This window comes from Nonomuraea monospora (assembly GCF_039531895.1).
In the GTDB taxonomy this organism is placed as follows: Bacteria; Actinomycetota; Actinomycetes; order Streptosporangiales; family Streptosporangiaceae; genus Nonomuraea; species Nonomuraea monospora.
On the sequence record NZ_BAAAQX010000001.1, the window covers coordinates 621,338 to 635,443 of the forward strand.

General features: G+C 70.9%; 12 protein-coding genes and 1 pseudogene. 5 read left to right on the forward strand and 8 right to left on the reverse strand.

Annotated features, from left to right (window positions below):
• Positions 1 to 328 precede the first annotated feature (328 nt).
• On the forward strand, positions 329 to 1,339 hold the full coding sequence (locus ABD331_RS02845; RefSeq protein ID WP_344470601.1) for a polyprenyl synthetase family protein: 1,011 nt from the start codon (positions 329 to 331) through the stop codon (positions 1,337 to 1,339).
• Between the two features lie 6 nt (positions 1,340 to 1,345).
• Here the strand turns inward: ABD331_RS02845 and ABD331_RS02850 are convergent, their stop codons facing one another.
• Positions 1,346 to 2,302 (reverse strand): alpha/beta hydrolase, encoded by a 957-nt coding sequence (locus tag ABD331_RS02850; RefSeq protein WP_344470602.1) that lies wholly within the window; start codon positions 2,300 to 2,302, stop codon positions 1,346 to 1,348.
• A 36-nt stretch (positions 2,303 to 2,338) separates the two neighbouring features.
• On the opposite strand from ABD331_RS02850, the gene ABD331_RS02855 reads away from it, so the two are divergent.
• The gene (locus ABD331_RS02855; protein WP_344470603.1) at positions 2,339 to 3,268 is read left to right on the forward strand and encodes an aldo/keto reductase; all 930 of its coding nucleotides are present in this window, start codon (positions 2,339 to 2,341) and stop codon (positions 3,266 to 3,268) included.
• Between the two features lie 153 nt (positions 3,269 to 3,421).
• Here the strand turns inward: ABD331_RS02855 and ABD331_RS02860 are convergent.
• Positions 3,422 to 3,754 (reverse strand): annotated as a pseudogene (locus ABD331_RS02860) (STAS domain-containing protein); the annotation flags it as partial.
• A gap of 146 nt (positions 3,755 to 3,900) precedes the next feature.
• On the opposite strand from ABD331_RS02860, the gene ABD331_RS02865 reads away from it, so the two are divergent.
• Positions 3,901 to 4,335 (forward strand): helix-turn-helix domain-containing protein, encoded by a 435-nt coding sequence (locus tag ABD331_RS02865; RefSeq protein WP_148433911.1) that lies wholly within the window; start codon positions 3,901 to 3,903, stop codon positions 4,333 to 4,335.
• A gap of 562 nt (positions 4,336 to 4,897) precedes the next feature.
• On the opposite strand, the gene ABD331_RS02870 is transcribed toward ABD331_RS02865, so the two are convergent.
• Together ABD331_RS02870 and ABD331_RS02875 are read right to left on the reverse strand one after the other, a co-directional pair.
• The gene (locus ABD331_RS02870) at positions 4,898 to 6,415 is read right to left on the reverse strand and encodes an MFS transporter (RefSeq protein WP_344470604.1); all 1,518 of its coding nucleotides are present in this window, start codon (positions 6,413 to 6,415) and stop codon (positions 4,898 to 4,900) included.
• On the reverse strand, positions 6,412 to 7,143 hold the full coding sequence (locus tag ABD331_RS02875) for a TetR/AcrR family transcriptional regulator (RefSeq protein WP_344470605.1): 732 nt from the start codon (positions 7,141 to 7,143) through the stop codon (positions 6,412 to 6,414). The genes ABD331_RS02870 and ABD331_RS02875 overlap by 4 nt, the downstream gene beginning before the upstream one ends.
• A gap of 212 nt (positions 7,144 to 7,355) precedes the next feature.
• Here ABD331_RS02875 and ABD331_RS02880 point away from each other — a divergent pair, with 212 nt between their 5' ends.
• Positions 7,356 to 7,904, forward strand: coding sequence for a TetR/AcrR family transcriptional regulator (locus tag ABD331_RS02880; protein ID WP_344470606.1), 549 nt, complete (start codon positions 7,356 to 7,358; stop codon positions 7,902 to 7,904).
• Here ABD331_RS02880 and ABD331_RS02885 read toward each other — a convergent pair.
• Together ABD331_RS02885 and ABD331_RS02890 are read right to left on the reverse strand one after the other, a co-directional pair.
• Complete coding sequence (locus tag ABD331_RS02885; protein WP_344470607.1) at positions 7,842 to 9,554, reverse strand: wax ester/triacylglycerol synthase domain-containing protein; 1,713 nt, start codon at positions 9,552 to 9,554, stop codon at positions 7,842 to 7,844. The genes ABD331_RS02880 and ABD331_RS02885 overlap by 63 nt on opposite strands.
• 142 nt (positions 9,555 to 9,696) lie before the next feature.
• Positions 9,697 to 10,743 (reverse strand): sulfite oxidase, encoded by a 1,047-nt coding sequence (locus ABD331_RS02890; protein ID WP_344470608.1) that lies wholly within the window; start codon positions 10,741 to 10,743, stop codon positions 9,697 to 9,699.
• A 281-nt stretch (positions 10,744 to 11,024) separates the two neighbouring features.
• Here ABD331_RS02890 and ABD331_RS02895 point away from each other — a divergent pair, with 281 nt between their 5' ends.
• On the forward strand, positions 11,025 to 11,348 hold the full coding sequence (locus ABD331_RS02895; RefSeq protein WP_344470609.1) for a hypothetical protein: 324 nt from the start codon (positions 11,025 to 11,027) through the stop codon (positions 11,346 to 11,348).
• Here the strand turns inward: ABD331_RS02895 and polX are convergent, their stop codons facing one another.
• Both polX and ABD331_RS02905 read right to left on the reverse strand, forming a co-directional pair.
• A complete protein-coding gene (polX, locus tag ABD331_RS02900; protein WP_344470610.1) occupies positions 11,349 to 13,028 on the reverse strand; it encodes a DNA polymerase/3'-5' exonuclease PolX in 1,680 nt (559 codons plus the stop codon).
• Between the two features lie 66 nt (positions 13,029 to 13,094).
• Positions 13,095 to 14,063 carry an aldo/keto reductase gene (locus ABD331_RS02905; RefSeq protein ID WP_344470611.1) on the reverse strand — a complete coding sequence of 323 codons (969 nt, stop codon included), beginning with the start codon at positions 14,061 to 14,063 and terminating at the stop codon, positions 13,095 to 13,097.
• Positions 14,064 to 14,106 lie beyond the last annotated feature (43 nt).

Sequence of the window (14,106 nt, forward strand, 5' to 3'; positions counted from 1 at the left end):
GACGTGCGGCATGGCAAACGATCCCCGATCCGGATACATGGTGCGACTGAGAGTGACGGCGTGACCCATCGGCTCACGCGGTGAGTGAGGGTGTTCGGCGGGCGTCCTAGAGTGGCGGAGCGGCGCGGCCCTGCTGTGGACGTGCGGGGGCAGTGGGGGCGAATGCAGTGGATGCGACCGCGAGTGTCACGATTGCCACTGGTGATCCCTTCATCGCACAGGGTGCACGTCTCACATCACGGACATTCCCTGACAAAAGTCAACCGATGGGTGGAGTATCACATGCTTGTGCATGTAGATTCAAGATCGTACCGGGGTAGGAGCACCATTGAATCTGAGCCATCCGCACAGCAGCGGCACGATCGCCCGCTGCCGGCGCCTGCTCGAACCCGCTCTGCGTGAGTCGGTCGCAGGGCTGCACCCCTGGGGCGCCAGGATGGTGGCGTTCGCGATGGGCTGGGCGGATCTCGACGGCAGGGAGCTGGACGCGGACGGCGGCAAGGGCCTGCGGCCCGCCCTCGCCCTGCTCAGCGCAGAAGCCGTCGGCGGCGCCGCCCAGGACGCGCTCCCCGCGGCCGTGGCGGTCGAGCTGGTGCACGCGTTCTCACTGGCGCACGACGACATCATCGACCGCGACGAGCTGCGCAGGCACCGCGCCGCCCTCTGGAAGGCGTACGGCGTCGGCCCCGCGCTGCTCACCGGCGACGCGCTCCTGGCCCTGGCCGTCGGCCAGCTCGCCGGGCGGCCCGAGGCGATGCCGTACCTGTCGGCGGCCCTGATCGAGCTCGTCCAGGGCCAGACCGCCGACATGGCCTTCGAGAACCGCCCCTGGAGCGGCCCCGACGTCGTCACCCTCGACGAGTACGCCGAGATGGCCGCGGGCAAGACCGGCGGCCTGCTGGGGGCCGCCGCGGCGGCGGGCGTGGCCCTGGGCGGGGCGCCCGGGCTGGCCGACCGCATGTGGGGGATGGGGCGCGACCTCGGGGTGGCCTTCCAGATCGTGGACGACATGCTCGGCATCTGGGGCGACCCGCGGCTGACCGGCAAACCCGTCTACAACGACCTGCGGCGCGACAAGAAGACCCTGCCCGTCCTCGCCGCCCTCGCCACCGGCGGGCCGGCCGCGCGCGAGCTGGCCGCCGTCCTCGCCACCGGGGCGACGGACGAGGAGTCCGTACGGCAGGCCGCCCACCTCGTGGAGGAGGCCGGCGGGAGGGAGCGGGCGCGGGTGCTGGCCGACCGGTACATGGGCTCGGCGCTGGGCGTGCTGGACGAGTGCCTGCCGGACGCGGCGGAACTGCGCGCCCTGTGCCACTCCCTGGTGGACCGCGTCAACTGACGGCGTTCATGCGGGTCGTGCGCCGATGGCGGACATCAGCATCGGGTAGGCGCGGTGCAGCTCCCGCTGCCAGGACGTGTGGTTGTGCCCGCCCTGATGGAAGTGCGTACGCACCGGGATGCCCAGCTCCTCCAGCCGCCCCGTGAACGCCCTGGCCGCCCGGTTCGCCAGATCCTCCACCAGATCACCCTGCCCGGCGCCCACGTACAGCCGCACGCCCTTCAGCTCGCCGGCCAGATCGTAGGGGTTGTGCGCCCGCCACACCTCCCGCTGCTCCTCAGGATCCCCCCACACCCGCTTCCAGTCGGTGCCGAAACACCCGATCGACGTGCCCGCCATCACCGCCTGCGGCACGCCGGGCCCCAGGATGTGCAGGGCCCCGCTGAACGAGGCCGCCGCCTCGAAGCGCCCCTTGGCCGCGTACAGCATGGCGCCCTGCCCGCCCATCGAGTACCCGGCGACGGCCTGCCGCGCGCCCGCCCGGTAACGCGCTTCGAGCAGCGGCAGCAGCTCCTTCAGGTGGTAGGTCTCCCAGCGCGGCGGGCCGCCCTCGCCGCCGTTCCACCAGTCGGAGTAGCTGCCGCACCTGCCGCCGTCCGGCATCACGACGAGCACGCCGGTGTCGCGGGTGAGCGCCTCGACGTCGGTCTTCGCGGTCCACGAGGTGTAGTCGTCCAGGCCGCCGTGCAGCAGCCACAGCACCGGCCAGCCCGTGCGGGACTCCCAGCCGCGCGGGAGCAGCAGGCGCACCTTCGTGGTCGCGTCGAGCGCCCGCGACCTGATCGTCAGCTCCATCCTGCGCTCGTCCAGGCGGCGTTCCGAGACGATCTCGGTACGGGCCGGAGAGGGCCGCGGGCCGGGCTGCTCGTCCCCGCCGGGCCGCAGCGCCACCACGAGGGCCGCCGTGCACAAACCGGCCGCCACCACCGCGCCGACCAGGCATCCTCGTAACCGGGGCCGCATCGCAGTCTCCTTTTTGGATGTGCGGATAATAGCGGGATGAGATCAATAGGCACCACGGACCTGTCCGTGTTCCCGATATCGCTCGGCACCAACGTCTTCGGCTGGACGGCCGACAAGGAGACGTCGTTCGCGATCCTCGACGCCTACGTCGAAGGCGGCGGCAACTTCCTCGACACGGCCGACGTGTACCCGTACTGGGCGACGGGGGAGTCCACGTCCGAGATGATCATCGGCGAGTGGCTGGCCGCGCGCCGCAACCGCGACTCGATCGTGCTGGCCACCAAGGTCGGCATGCTGGAGGGGGTGGCGGGGCTCGCGCCTGCGACGATCAAAACTGCGGTCGAGGACTCGCTGCGGAGGCTGCGCACCGACTACATCGACCTCTACTGGGCGCACGTGGACGACCACGACACGCCGCTGGTGGAGTCGCTCGCCGCCTTCGACGCGCTGGTGCGGGAGGGCAAGGTGCGCCACGTCGGCGCGTCCAACTACTCGGCGCCGCGGCTGGCGGAGGCGCTCAAGCTCTCCGACGCGGAGGGGCTGGCCCGGTATGTCGCGTTGCAGCAGCCGTACAACCTGGTCGAGCGCGGGTACGAGGGGGAGTTGCGGGAGGTCGTGGCCCGGGAGGGGTTGTCCAGCGTGCCGTACTTCGGGCTGGCGCGCGGGTTCCTGACCGGCAAGTACGCGCCCGGCGTGGACGTGGACAGCCCGCGGGCCGGCAAGGCCGCCGAGTACCTGGAGACCGCCCACGGCCCCAGGACCGTGGCGGCCCTGAACAGCCTGGCGCAGGAGCGGGGGGTCGCGCCGGCCTCGGTGGCGCTGGCCTGGGTGGCCGCCCAGCCCACCGTCACGGCGCCGATCGCCAGCGCGCGCGACCTGGAGCAGCTCCGGCCGTTGATGGAGGCGGCGGCGCTGACGCTGAGCGAGGAGGAGCTCGCCGTCCTCGACGAGGCCTCCCAGGTCTGAGACCTGGCATGCCCTTCGTCGCCGTCACGGACGGACGGTGGCGAAGGGCTCTCGAAGGTCGGACTAAGGGTGGGTCAGCCCGTTCCGCGCGCACCACTCCGCGACGCCGCCCGCCTCGCTCTCGACGGCCTGCGTCCAGTGCGGGTCGGCCGCGATCGCCTCCTGAGTGGACGCGTACGACTTGAACACGGCGGTCAGCCCGGTGATCTTGAAGATCCGCGAGATGCGGTCGGTGGTCATGACGAGCGCGAGCGACCCGTCCTGCGTCCGCAGCCTCTTGAGCCCGCCGACGAGCACGCCCAGCCCGGTCGAGTCGAGGAACTGCACGGAGCCCAGATCGGCGATGACGTGCACGGTGCCCTTGGCGGCCAGGTCGATGATCTGCTCGCGTAGCTTGGGGGCGGTGAACACGTCGACCTCGCCGGCGACCTTGAGCACGGCGCAATCGCCGACCGGTCCGACCACCTCAATGACGATGTCCTGCATTTCGCGCCTCACCATCGCTCGTGTCATCGACTACATTGACGGGGAACTCTGTGCATTTACACGGTACTGCGGCGGCTGACACGCTGTCAATGGCCACCTGTCGGTGTCATAGTGCAGAATGACAACCGGTGCGAAGGGGTGATGGCATGCGGGTAGAAGAGGCCATCGGGCGGCAGATCGCCCGGCTGCGCGCAGAGCGCCGGATGTCGCTGACGGAGCTGGGCGAAGGGCTGGGGCGCTACCTGGACCGGCCATGGAGCCGCCAGGCCGTCCACCAGGCGGAGCGGGGGCAGCGCGCCTTCACGGCGGCCGAGCTGACCGCGCTCGCGCTGGTGCTCGACACCTCCGTGCCCGTGTTGTTCCGGGTGGAGAACGATCGCATCGAGCTGCCTGGTGGGGCGGTGTCTCCCGAGGACTATCGGGGGGTGCTGCTGAGCAGGGAGCCTGACATGCCGCTCGATGGGGTGGAGGAGTTGATCGTCGCCCTGCATGACATCGGGGAGGTGCTGGCGCGGCCGGCGCTGGCGCGGCTCGCGCGGATCGGACGCGTGGCCGAACAGGTCGCCGGCCCCGACCGCTAACCCGCCCACCCGCCGCGCCCTCGCCGCGCCTCGCCCCGCGCCTCACCCCGCGCCTGGCCTTGCGCCCCGCCCTCGCAGCGCCTTGCCCCACGCGCCCCGCGCCTCGCCTCGCGCCTCACCCTGCCTCACGCCGGCACCGCGCCGCGCCCCCCTTGCCCCGCCTCGCGCCCCGTACAGCGCCTCGCCCCTCACCTCGCACCGCGCCGCGTCCCACACGCCGCCGCGCCCCGCGCCTCGCCCCACGCCGCGCTGCGCCCCACGCCGCGCTGCGCCCCACGCCGCGCTGCGCCCCACGCCGCGCTGCGCCCCGCGCCTCGCCTCGCGCTGCGTCCCCCTGCGCTGCGTCCCCCTGCGCTGCGTCCCCCTGCGCTGCGTCCCCCTGCGCTGCGTCCCCCTGCGCTGCGTCCCCCTGCGCCGCGCCGCGCCTCGCGCCCCGCGCTCGTACAGCGCCTCGCCTCGCCTCTCGCCCCTCGCCTCGCCCGTGCCGCACCGCGCCGCGTCCCACAGCGCCAGGTCGCGTAATGCCGTGCTGCGGCCAAGCCCTCCACGCCCGTAGAGCGCCTCAGTGGTGGTCGGCTGATGACACGTCGAGGTCGCGCGGCGTGAGCCACCACACCGCCACCGTCCCCAACGCCAGCACCAGAGCCGCCACCCCGCTGGTCAGCACGAGGGAGTCGGTGAACGCCGCCGTGGCCTGCTCGGCGAGCCGCCCGCCCGCCGTTCCCAGCTCCCGGGCCACGTCGAGCGCCCCGCCCAGCGACTCCCGCACGGCATCCGCCCCGGGCCCCGCATACGCCACCTCGCCCCGATACGCGGCGGCCGCGACGCTACCGAGGACGGCTACGCCGAGCGCCCCGCCCAGCTCGTAGCTGGTCTCCTCGATGGCGGCAGCGCTGCCCGACTTGGCCGCCGGCGAGCCGGACATGATGGCGGCCGAGGCGATGGCGAGCGAGCCGTTCCCGAGGCCGATGAGCGTCAGCGCGACAGCGACCGGCCAGTACCCCAGCGGGCTCGGCGCCACGCACAGCAGCAGGAACGCCAGCCCCGTCAGCGCCAGCCCGCCGGCCAGCACCGTACGGGCTCCGACGCGCGCGGCCAGCGACGGGGCGAGCGGCGAGGCGACGACGGCGGCCAGCGCGGCGGGCAGCAGCCGGATGCCCGTCTCCAGCGGCCCGTACCCCTGGACGAGTTGCATCCACTGCGCGAGCAGCAGCAACACGGCGGCCATCGCGATGGACGTGACGAGCGCCGTCATGACCCCGGCAGAGAAGGGCGGGCTGCGGAACAGCCTCAACTCCAGCAGCGGATCGGGCCTGCGCAGGCACCGCACCGCGAACCAGCCCAGCGCCACCACCGCCACCACGGCCGCCACCAGGGCGCCGGGGGAGGTGAGGCCGTACTTGCCGAAGTTCTTGATCGCGTAGACCAGGGTGACCATGCCCGCCATCGACAGCAGTGTGGCGAGGGCGTCCCAGCGGCCCGGCGCCGGGTTCCTGGTCTCGGGCAGCAGGAACAGGCCGAAGGCGATCGCCAGGACCATGACGGGCACGTTCACCAGGAACGCGGCGTGCCAGCTGAAGTGCTCCAGCAGCACGCCCGCCACGACGGGCCCGAGCGCGGCGCCGACGGCGGCCATCGCCGACCACACGCCGAGGGCCTTGGCGCGCTCGCGGGGGTCGGTGAACAGGTTCCGGATCATCGACAGCGTGGACGGCATGATCATCGCACCGCCGACGCCGAGCAGCGCCCGTACCGCGATCACCTCCAGCGGGCTGCCGGCGGCCAGCACGGCCAGCGACGCCGCCCCGAACACCGCGAACCCCGTCATCAGCATCCGCTTCCGGCCCCACCGATCGCCCAGCGCGCTCACCGTGACCAGCAGCCCGGACAGGACCAGCGCGTACGCGTCCACCATCCACAGCAGCTCGATCGACTCGGGACGCAGGTCCGCCGAGATGGCGGGGAGGGCGACGTTCAGCACGGTCATGTCCATGACGACCAGCAGCACGCTGGCCGACAGCACCGCGAGCCCCGCCCACCGCCTCCTCGACGAGACCGGCGGCGGCGTGGTGATCGTCATCCTTCCTCCCCCCGCACCTGCTGCCGAGACTGCACCTGCTGCGGAGGCTGCGCCTGCTGCTGGGGCCACGCCTGGTGCTCAGGCCGTGCCTCCTGGGGAGCCTGTGCCTGGTGCTGAGGCCGCGCCTGCTGCTGAGGCCGTGCCTGCTGCGGAGGCTGCGTTTGGTGCTGGGGTGCGGCGCCGTCCAGGAACGTGCCGATCAGCAGTCGCGGCACGTCGCGGCGCGCGACGTCGCCGTTGCGCAGGCTTTCTCGGACGGCCACGAGCAGGCCGTAGACGACGTTGCTGATCCAGCGGGCCGGCAGGTCGGCCCGGAGCAGGCCGGCGCACTGGGCGGCGGCGTAGAACGCGACCTCGCGCTCCTCCAGCTCGTCGCCTCGCCGTCTCAGCTCGGGATGGGTCGCCAGCCGGTCGTCGGTCAGCCCGAACCCGTAGGCGTCCGCCACCTCGATCAGCCCCGTGAGCAGCGCGTCCATCGCCTGCTCCAGCTCCTCGCGACCGGCGGACGCGGTCGCCGCCACCATGCCGCTGCTGACCTGGACGTCCCCCCACTGGTCGTAGGCGCGGTGGGCGAGGGCCAGCATCAGGTCGTCGCGGCTGCTGAAGTGGCGGTGCAGGGTGGCCCTGCTGACCCCCGCGGCCTCCGCGAGCTGCGCCATGGAGGCGGCGGGGCTCTCGTTCAGATGCTGGATCGCCAACTTCATGATGTGGTCACGGGTCGCTGCCATCTACACACCTGCGTATCGTTTGAGACATTTATGTCTCACATGCTACATCTGTGACTCGGCAGTTGAGGTGTGCGGTGTGGAGAGTTCACCCGATTCGTCCGGCATCGGAAGGAGTGGGAAGAGAGACTGGGCGTGACCGAGCAGGGCTCGGCAGACGCCTCTCGCTTCGCCGCGATGGCGATGGACTCGCAGGTGGGACTATGGTTCGAGCTGTGGTGATCGGTGACGCGCGCACGCGCATCCTGGACGCGGCCGAGGAGCTCTTCGCGGGTGGCGGATATGAGGCCACTCCCACTGCGGTCATCGCGAAGTTCGCGAAAGTGCCCAAGGAGCTGATTTTCGACTACTTCCCCCGCAAGATCGACGTACTGGTCGCTCTGGTGAACGAGCGCACCCACGTCGAGGAGGACGATCGGGAGGTCGACGCGGTGCCGGGCGATCCGGCGGGCACACTGTCCCGGCTGGGGCGCGTCCTGCCGCTGCGCGCCTCACCGGCCATGCGGCGCATCCTGTTCCGTGAGGCCGACACGCACGGCTCCGTCAAGGAACGGCTCGGCCGCCTCAACGGCGAGCTCGTCAGACGCGCCCGGTTCGCCCTCGGCCTGGCCCTGCCCGGCGCGCGCGGCGACGCGGCCCGGCTGGAGGTCGCGGCGGCCACGTTCGCCGCCATCCTGATCTACCAGGAGAACCTCTGCCAGCTAACGGGCCACCAGATCGACCCCGACGCCGTCGCGGAACTCATCGCCCACTCGCTCGTCTAGCAGCTCGTCGAGCGCCGTACGCAGGTGCTCCAGCAGACCCCACACGTCGTCCACCCGCTCGGGACAGGCCACGATGCCGAAGTCGAGCATGCCGTCGTAGGAGAAGCAGGTGATGTTCAGCCCGCCGCTCATGTCGGTCAGAACGGACATCGGATAGTACGACAGGACGCGTCCCCCGCACATGTACAGCGGGAACTGCGGGCCGGGCACGTTGCTGACGATGAGGTTGACCGGCGGGCACGCCATGCCCGCCAGCCGGAAGATCGCCGGAGTGGCGAGGCTCGTCACGGGCGCGGGCAGGAGCGAGCACAACTCCTGCAACCACGTCGCCGGCGCCAGCGCGAAACGCCGCTTCGCCCTCCCCATCGCGGTGCCCACGGCCTGGAGGCGTTCCACCGGGTCGGGGAGGTTCGTGGGCATGGGGGCGACCATGGCCGAGATCTGGTTCCCGACGAGGTCCTTCGCCTTCGCCCTGCGCACCGCCACCGGGACGGCCACCACCAGCGGGGCCTCGGGCAGCGCGTCCCGCTCACGCAGCCACGAGCGCATCGCCGAGGTGCACAGGGACATGACGACGTCGTTCACGCTCATGCCGTTGGCCTTGGCGACGTTCTTCACGTCCTTGAGCGAGAGCGAGCCGAAGGAGAGGTGGCGGCGGGCGCTGATGGGGCCGTTGAGCGGGGTGCGGGGGACGACGAGGGCCGGAAGGTCGGGGCGGTGGTGCTGGTCGCGGGTCACCATGCGGGCTGCCTTCGCCACCAGCTTCGCGCCGGGGAGGGCTCCTACGACGGGGATGGCGTCCAGGTCGCCTGCGGCTCTCACGGCTGATTGGACGGCGCGGACGGGGTGAGTGGCGGTCCGCAGCGCGGCCCCGGTCAGCATGTCGAGGAGGGTGGGGGTGTTGTCGCGCGGGCGGGCGGGGTCGGAGTTGGGGGCGCTGATTGCGGCTGGTGTCGAGGCCGAGTCCGAGTTCGGGCCTGCGGTCGTGCTCGGCGCAGGGGCCGGAGCTGGGTCCGAAACCAGGACTGTGGTCAGGGCTGGGGTCGAGGCTGACGCCGGAGCCGGAGCCGGAGCCGGAGCCGGAGCTGTGGCCTTGGCTCGGTCCGGGACCCCCGCCGAGGCCGCCGGTGGAGCCGCCTTTGCCCGGCGCCGTGCCGACGACGTCAAATGCCCGTCCGGCGTCAGATCGAGCAGCGTGGCGAGGGTCTCCGCGCCCGAGACCCCGTCGATCGCCGCGTGATGCACCTTCGTGTAGACGGCCACCTTCCCCTCACCCAGCCCATTGATCAGATGCATCTCCCACAACGGATGCGCCCGATCGAGCCGCCGCGCGTGGATCTGGGCGACGGCGTCGGCGAGCTGCCAGTGGTCGCCCGGCAGGGGAAGGGTCATCTCGAAGAGGTGGTTGTCGATGTCGAAGTCGGGGTCGGCGGCCCAGTAGGGGTGGTCGAGGCCGAGCGGGACCTCGGCCAGGCGCAGGCTGAGTGCGGGGGAGAGGTGGACACGGTCGAGGAGGAGCTGTGCCAGCGCGCTCCTGGTGACCGCGCCGTCCGCCGAGTCGAGTATCGCCAGCCCCGCCACATGCGCGGCGGTGGTCGGCGTTTCGACATTGAGGAACTGGGCGTCGAGTGCGGTCAGCTGGCGCAGCATCAGCTCTCCTTTTCCCTGGTGCGGACAGCCTCACACGAGGGGATTTCCGGAAGGTTTCTGCGCGAGTCTTTCAGATGAATTCCAGTGCGTCGTACGGACGATAAAGGAAATCGCCAGCTCAGCCCGGATCGGTGACAATTTCCTATCCATTGACGACGTGAACGGGGTGTTGCACGACCGCGTCGAAGTGGTATCCGAAGGGGTGGCGCGGGGTGGTGAGCGGTTGCGTGGTGCCGGTCTCGTCGGTGGCGCGCGCCATGAGCAGGCGGGTGCCCGTACGCTGCGGAGCCCACGCGACGTGCCACGGCAGCCAGGCTCTGGCCAGGTGTTTCCCGTGGTGTTCCGCTGGGCGCCAGCTCAGCCCGCCGTCGAAGCTGACCTCCACGCGGACGATCCTGCCCTGCCCCGACCACGACCGCCCGCGCAGGATGTGCGGGCCGCCGACGGGCAGGCGGGCATACCAGGGGAGCTCGAAAGCGCTCTTGATCGGCTGCGTGGTGACGTCGGCGTAAAAGACCGTGTTCCACGGCGTGAAGAGCTGCGTCGTTGAAACTTCTAGGTCGCCGAGCCATTTGATCGACGCTATTCCCACCCAACCCGGCACCACCAGCCGTGCCGGAAATCCATGGTCGGGCGGCAGCGGAACGCCGTTCATTTCATAGGCGACGAGCACGTCGTCCAGAGCCTTGCCGACGGGCAGCGGCCGGCGTACGTGACCATGGTCATCGAAGGGGGCGTCGAGGCCGGTGGGGAGCACGTCCACCGCCTCGGGGCGCACTCCGGCCTGGGCGAGGAGGTGCTTGAGCGGCACCCCGCGCCACCGCGCCACCCCGATCGCGCCCAGCGCCCACTGGGTGCCGGGAGCGCCGTCGTGCTGCTGCGTCCGGTAGAAGCGCCGTCCGTTGCCCGCGCACTCGATCGCCACGTCGTACGTGCGGGACGGCATGGCGCGCAGCTCCTCGTAGCTGAACTCGCGCGGACATCGCACCCCGTCGCCGTGGACGGCCAGCCGCCAGGTGGTGACGTCGATGAGGGGGGTGAAGGTGTGGTTGCGGACGAAGAAGCGGTCGTTCGGGGTGTGGTAGCCGAGACCCGCCATGGCTTCCCAGCGCATCTCGGCGCTGTTGCCGTGCACCCGGAACAGGTGGTCGGGCAGCGGCTTCACGATCGCCGCGGTGGCTTGCTTCATGGAGCGTCACCTCCTAGTACCAATTTCCTACCTGGAAACCATTTAATCGCCTCACGCCTCCTGCGCGCCTCCCCATTGCCCCAAAATCTAGCGTGGCGTCACGGGAACGTTCCACACATCTCGCCCATAGCCCTACCCGGCCCCGCCCCCACCCCAACGCCCAGCCGGGGCGTCGGCGGGGGGAAGGGCAGGGAGGAGCAGGCGTCAAAGGCAGGTCAAGGGTGTCTCAAGATGTGCATGCATATGGCGTCAAGGTCGTACCGGAGAGCAGGGGGACGCTCATGAGAGCCGCAACCCACCTCCTAGCGGGCGCCGCACTCGCCATCACCCCCGTGACCCCGGCCACCGCGACCGCCCAGCCCCGACTCCAGTCCCAGTCTCCGACGTGCCACTACGTCAACCAGACGGCCGATGCGGCCCCCATCAGGCTCGGCCCCGGCAAGAAGCACCGTAGAACGGCTGAGCTGCCCCCCACGGAGAGCCCGGTCAAGACCACGTGCGCCGCAAGAGGGCGTGGGGCCGAGCACTGGGTGCGGATCAAGACCGGGGACCACAAGGGCGACTGGATCTGGCGCAACCGGCTCCAGCCCTGGTCGGGGCAGTGATCAGCGTCCCAGGAAGGCCAGCAGTCGCTCCAGCGGCCAGGTGTTGATCACGTCGTCGGTGGTCAGCCAGGCCCGCTGGGCGATGCCCACTCCGAACCGCTGGTTGGCCAGGTGCGGGATGGCGTGCGAGTCGCTGTCGATCGAGAACTTGACGCCGTGGTGCTTGGCCAGCCGCACCAGGTCGGACGGGAGGTCGGAGCGGTCGGGGAAGGAGTCGATCTCCATGGCGGTGCCGGTGCGGGCGGCGGCGCGGAAGACGGCGTCCCAGTCGGCGTCCACGGGTTCCCGCTTGCCGATCTTGCGGGTCGTGGGGTGGCCGATGATGTCGACGTACGGGTTCTCGCAGGCGGTGATGAAGCGGCGGGTCATCTCGTCGCGGGACATGCCGAAGTGCGAGTGCACCGAGGCCACGCACACGTCGAACTCGCGCAGCACCTCGCCGGGCCAGTCGACGGAGCCGTCGGGGGCGATGTTGAGCTCGGAGCCGTGCAGCAGCCGCATGTCGGGATATTTCGCTTGCAGCTCGGCGACCCGGCTCCGCTGTTCGAGGGCCTTGTCGAGGGTCATGCGCTGCATCGCCAGGTCGGGCGCGTGGTCGGTGACCGCGTAGTAGGCGTAGCCGCGGGCGTGACCGGCCGCCACCATGTCCTCCAGCGAGGCGATGCCGTCGGTCAGGTCGGTGTGGGTGTGCAGGTCGCCCTTGAGGTCGGCCAGCTCGACCAGCACGGGCAGCTCGCCGGCGAGCGCGGCCTTGACCTCGCCGCCGTCCTCGCGCATCGGCGGCGGCACGAACTGCATGCCGAGGGCGTCGTAGATGTCCTCCTCGGACTCGGCGGCGATCACCCGCTCGCCCTCGAAGAGCCCGTACTCCGACAGCTTCCAGCCCTTCTTGACCGCCATCTCCCTGATGGCGACGTTGTGCTCCTTGGAGCCGGTGAAGTACTGCATGGCCGCGCCCCACGAGGCGGCCGGCACCACGCGCAGGTCGACCTGGAGGCCGGACGTGGTGCGGATCGAGGTCTTCTTGTCGCCCGCCGCGATGACGTCGGCGACGTACGGCTGCGCGCGGAAGTCCTCCATGATGGACTCGGGCGCCACCGCGAGGATGTCGATGTCGCCGATCAGGTCCTTCATCCTCCGCAGCGACCCGGCGTACGCGATGCGCTCGGCCTTCAGCGAGCCCATCACCTGCTCGGCCAGGGACATGGCGACGCCGATGTGCACCCGGCGGCCCGACTGCTCAAGCTGCTCGATGCCCTTGAGCAGGTTGGCCAGGGTCTTCGGGCCGAGGCCCTTGACGCCGTCGAGCCGGCCCGAGGTGATCGCCTCGCTCAGCGCGGTGGTGGAGTCGATGCCGTAGTCCTCGAACAGCATGATGGCCGTCTTGGGGCCGAGCGTGGGCACCCTGGTCAGCCGCCGCACGCCGTCGGGGACGCGGCCCCGCAGGTCGTCGAGCTGCCGGAAGCTGCCGCGCTGCAGGAACTCCTCCATCTTCTTGGCGATGGCCTCGCCCACCCCGGGCACGGAGCGCACGTCGACGACCGAGATGTCCTCGGGGAAACCGGCGATCGCCTTGGCCGCCTTCTGGTAGCTCCGCACCCGGAACGCGTCACCGCCGCAGAGCGCGAACAGCTCCGCGTACTCCTGCAGCGCCGCCGCCGCTTCCTCGTTAGCCCGCATGCCCCATACCTTAGAGGGCCGCTCCGACAAAGCCGCCAGGACGAAGCAGGTACGACGATCCGACGGTCAGAAGCGGACCTCGCGCGGCCGGTAAGGCTCCTGGAGGAACGCCACCTCCTCCTCCGACAGCCGCACGGACACGGCGGCCACCGCGTCATCCACGTGCCGCTCCTTGGTGGCCCCCACGATCGGCGCCGTGATCTCGGCCCGATGCAGCACCCAGGCCAGCGCGACCTGCGCCGCCGGCAGCCCGCGATCGGCCGCCACCCGCGCCACCCTGTCGATGATCAGCTTGTCGTTCTCGGGGTCGTACAGGAAGTCGATGCGCTCGTCGGAGCCCGTCCTGGTGGTCGTGGCGGTGGACCCGGCCCTGGCCAGCACCCCGCGCGCCAGCGGGCTCCAGGGGATCACGCCCACGCCCTGGTCGGCGCAGAGCGGCAGCATCTCGCGCTCCTCCTCGCGGTAGAGGAGGTTGTAGTGGTTCTGCATGGAGACGAACTTCGTCCACCCGCCGGCCTCGGCGGCGTGCTGCGCCTTGGCGAACTGCCAGGCCCACATGCTGGACGCGCCGAGGTAGCGGACCTTGCCCGCCCTGACCACGTCGTGCAGCGCCTCCATGGTCTCCTCGATGGGCGTGTGGTCGTCCCATCGGTGGATCTGGTAGAGGTCCACGTAGTCGGTGCCGAGCCGGGTGAGCGAGGCGTCGATGGCGTCGAGGATGTGCTTGCGCGACAGGCCGCGGTCGTTGCGCCCCTTGCCCATCGGGAAGTACACCTTCGTCGCCAGCACGTAGTCCTCCCGCCGGGGGAAGATCGCGCGCAGCGCGCCGCCGGTCACGACCTCGCTCGCGCCGTCGCTGTAGACGTCGGCGGTGTCGAAGAACGTCACTCCGGCGTCGGCGGCCCTGCGGACGAGGGGCTCCGCCTCGTCCTGCGCGAGCGCCCACTGCTGCTTGGCGGGGTCGCCGTAGCTCATCATGCCCAGGCACAGGCGGGAGACCTTCAAACCTGAGTTACCCAGTCGCGTGTACTCCATGACGCTCACCATATGACCAGATATGTCGCCATTAACCAGCGGG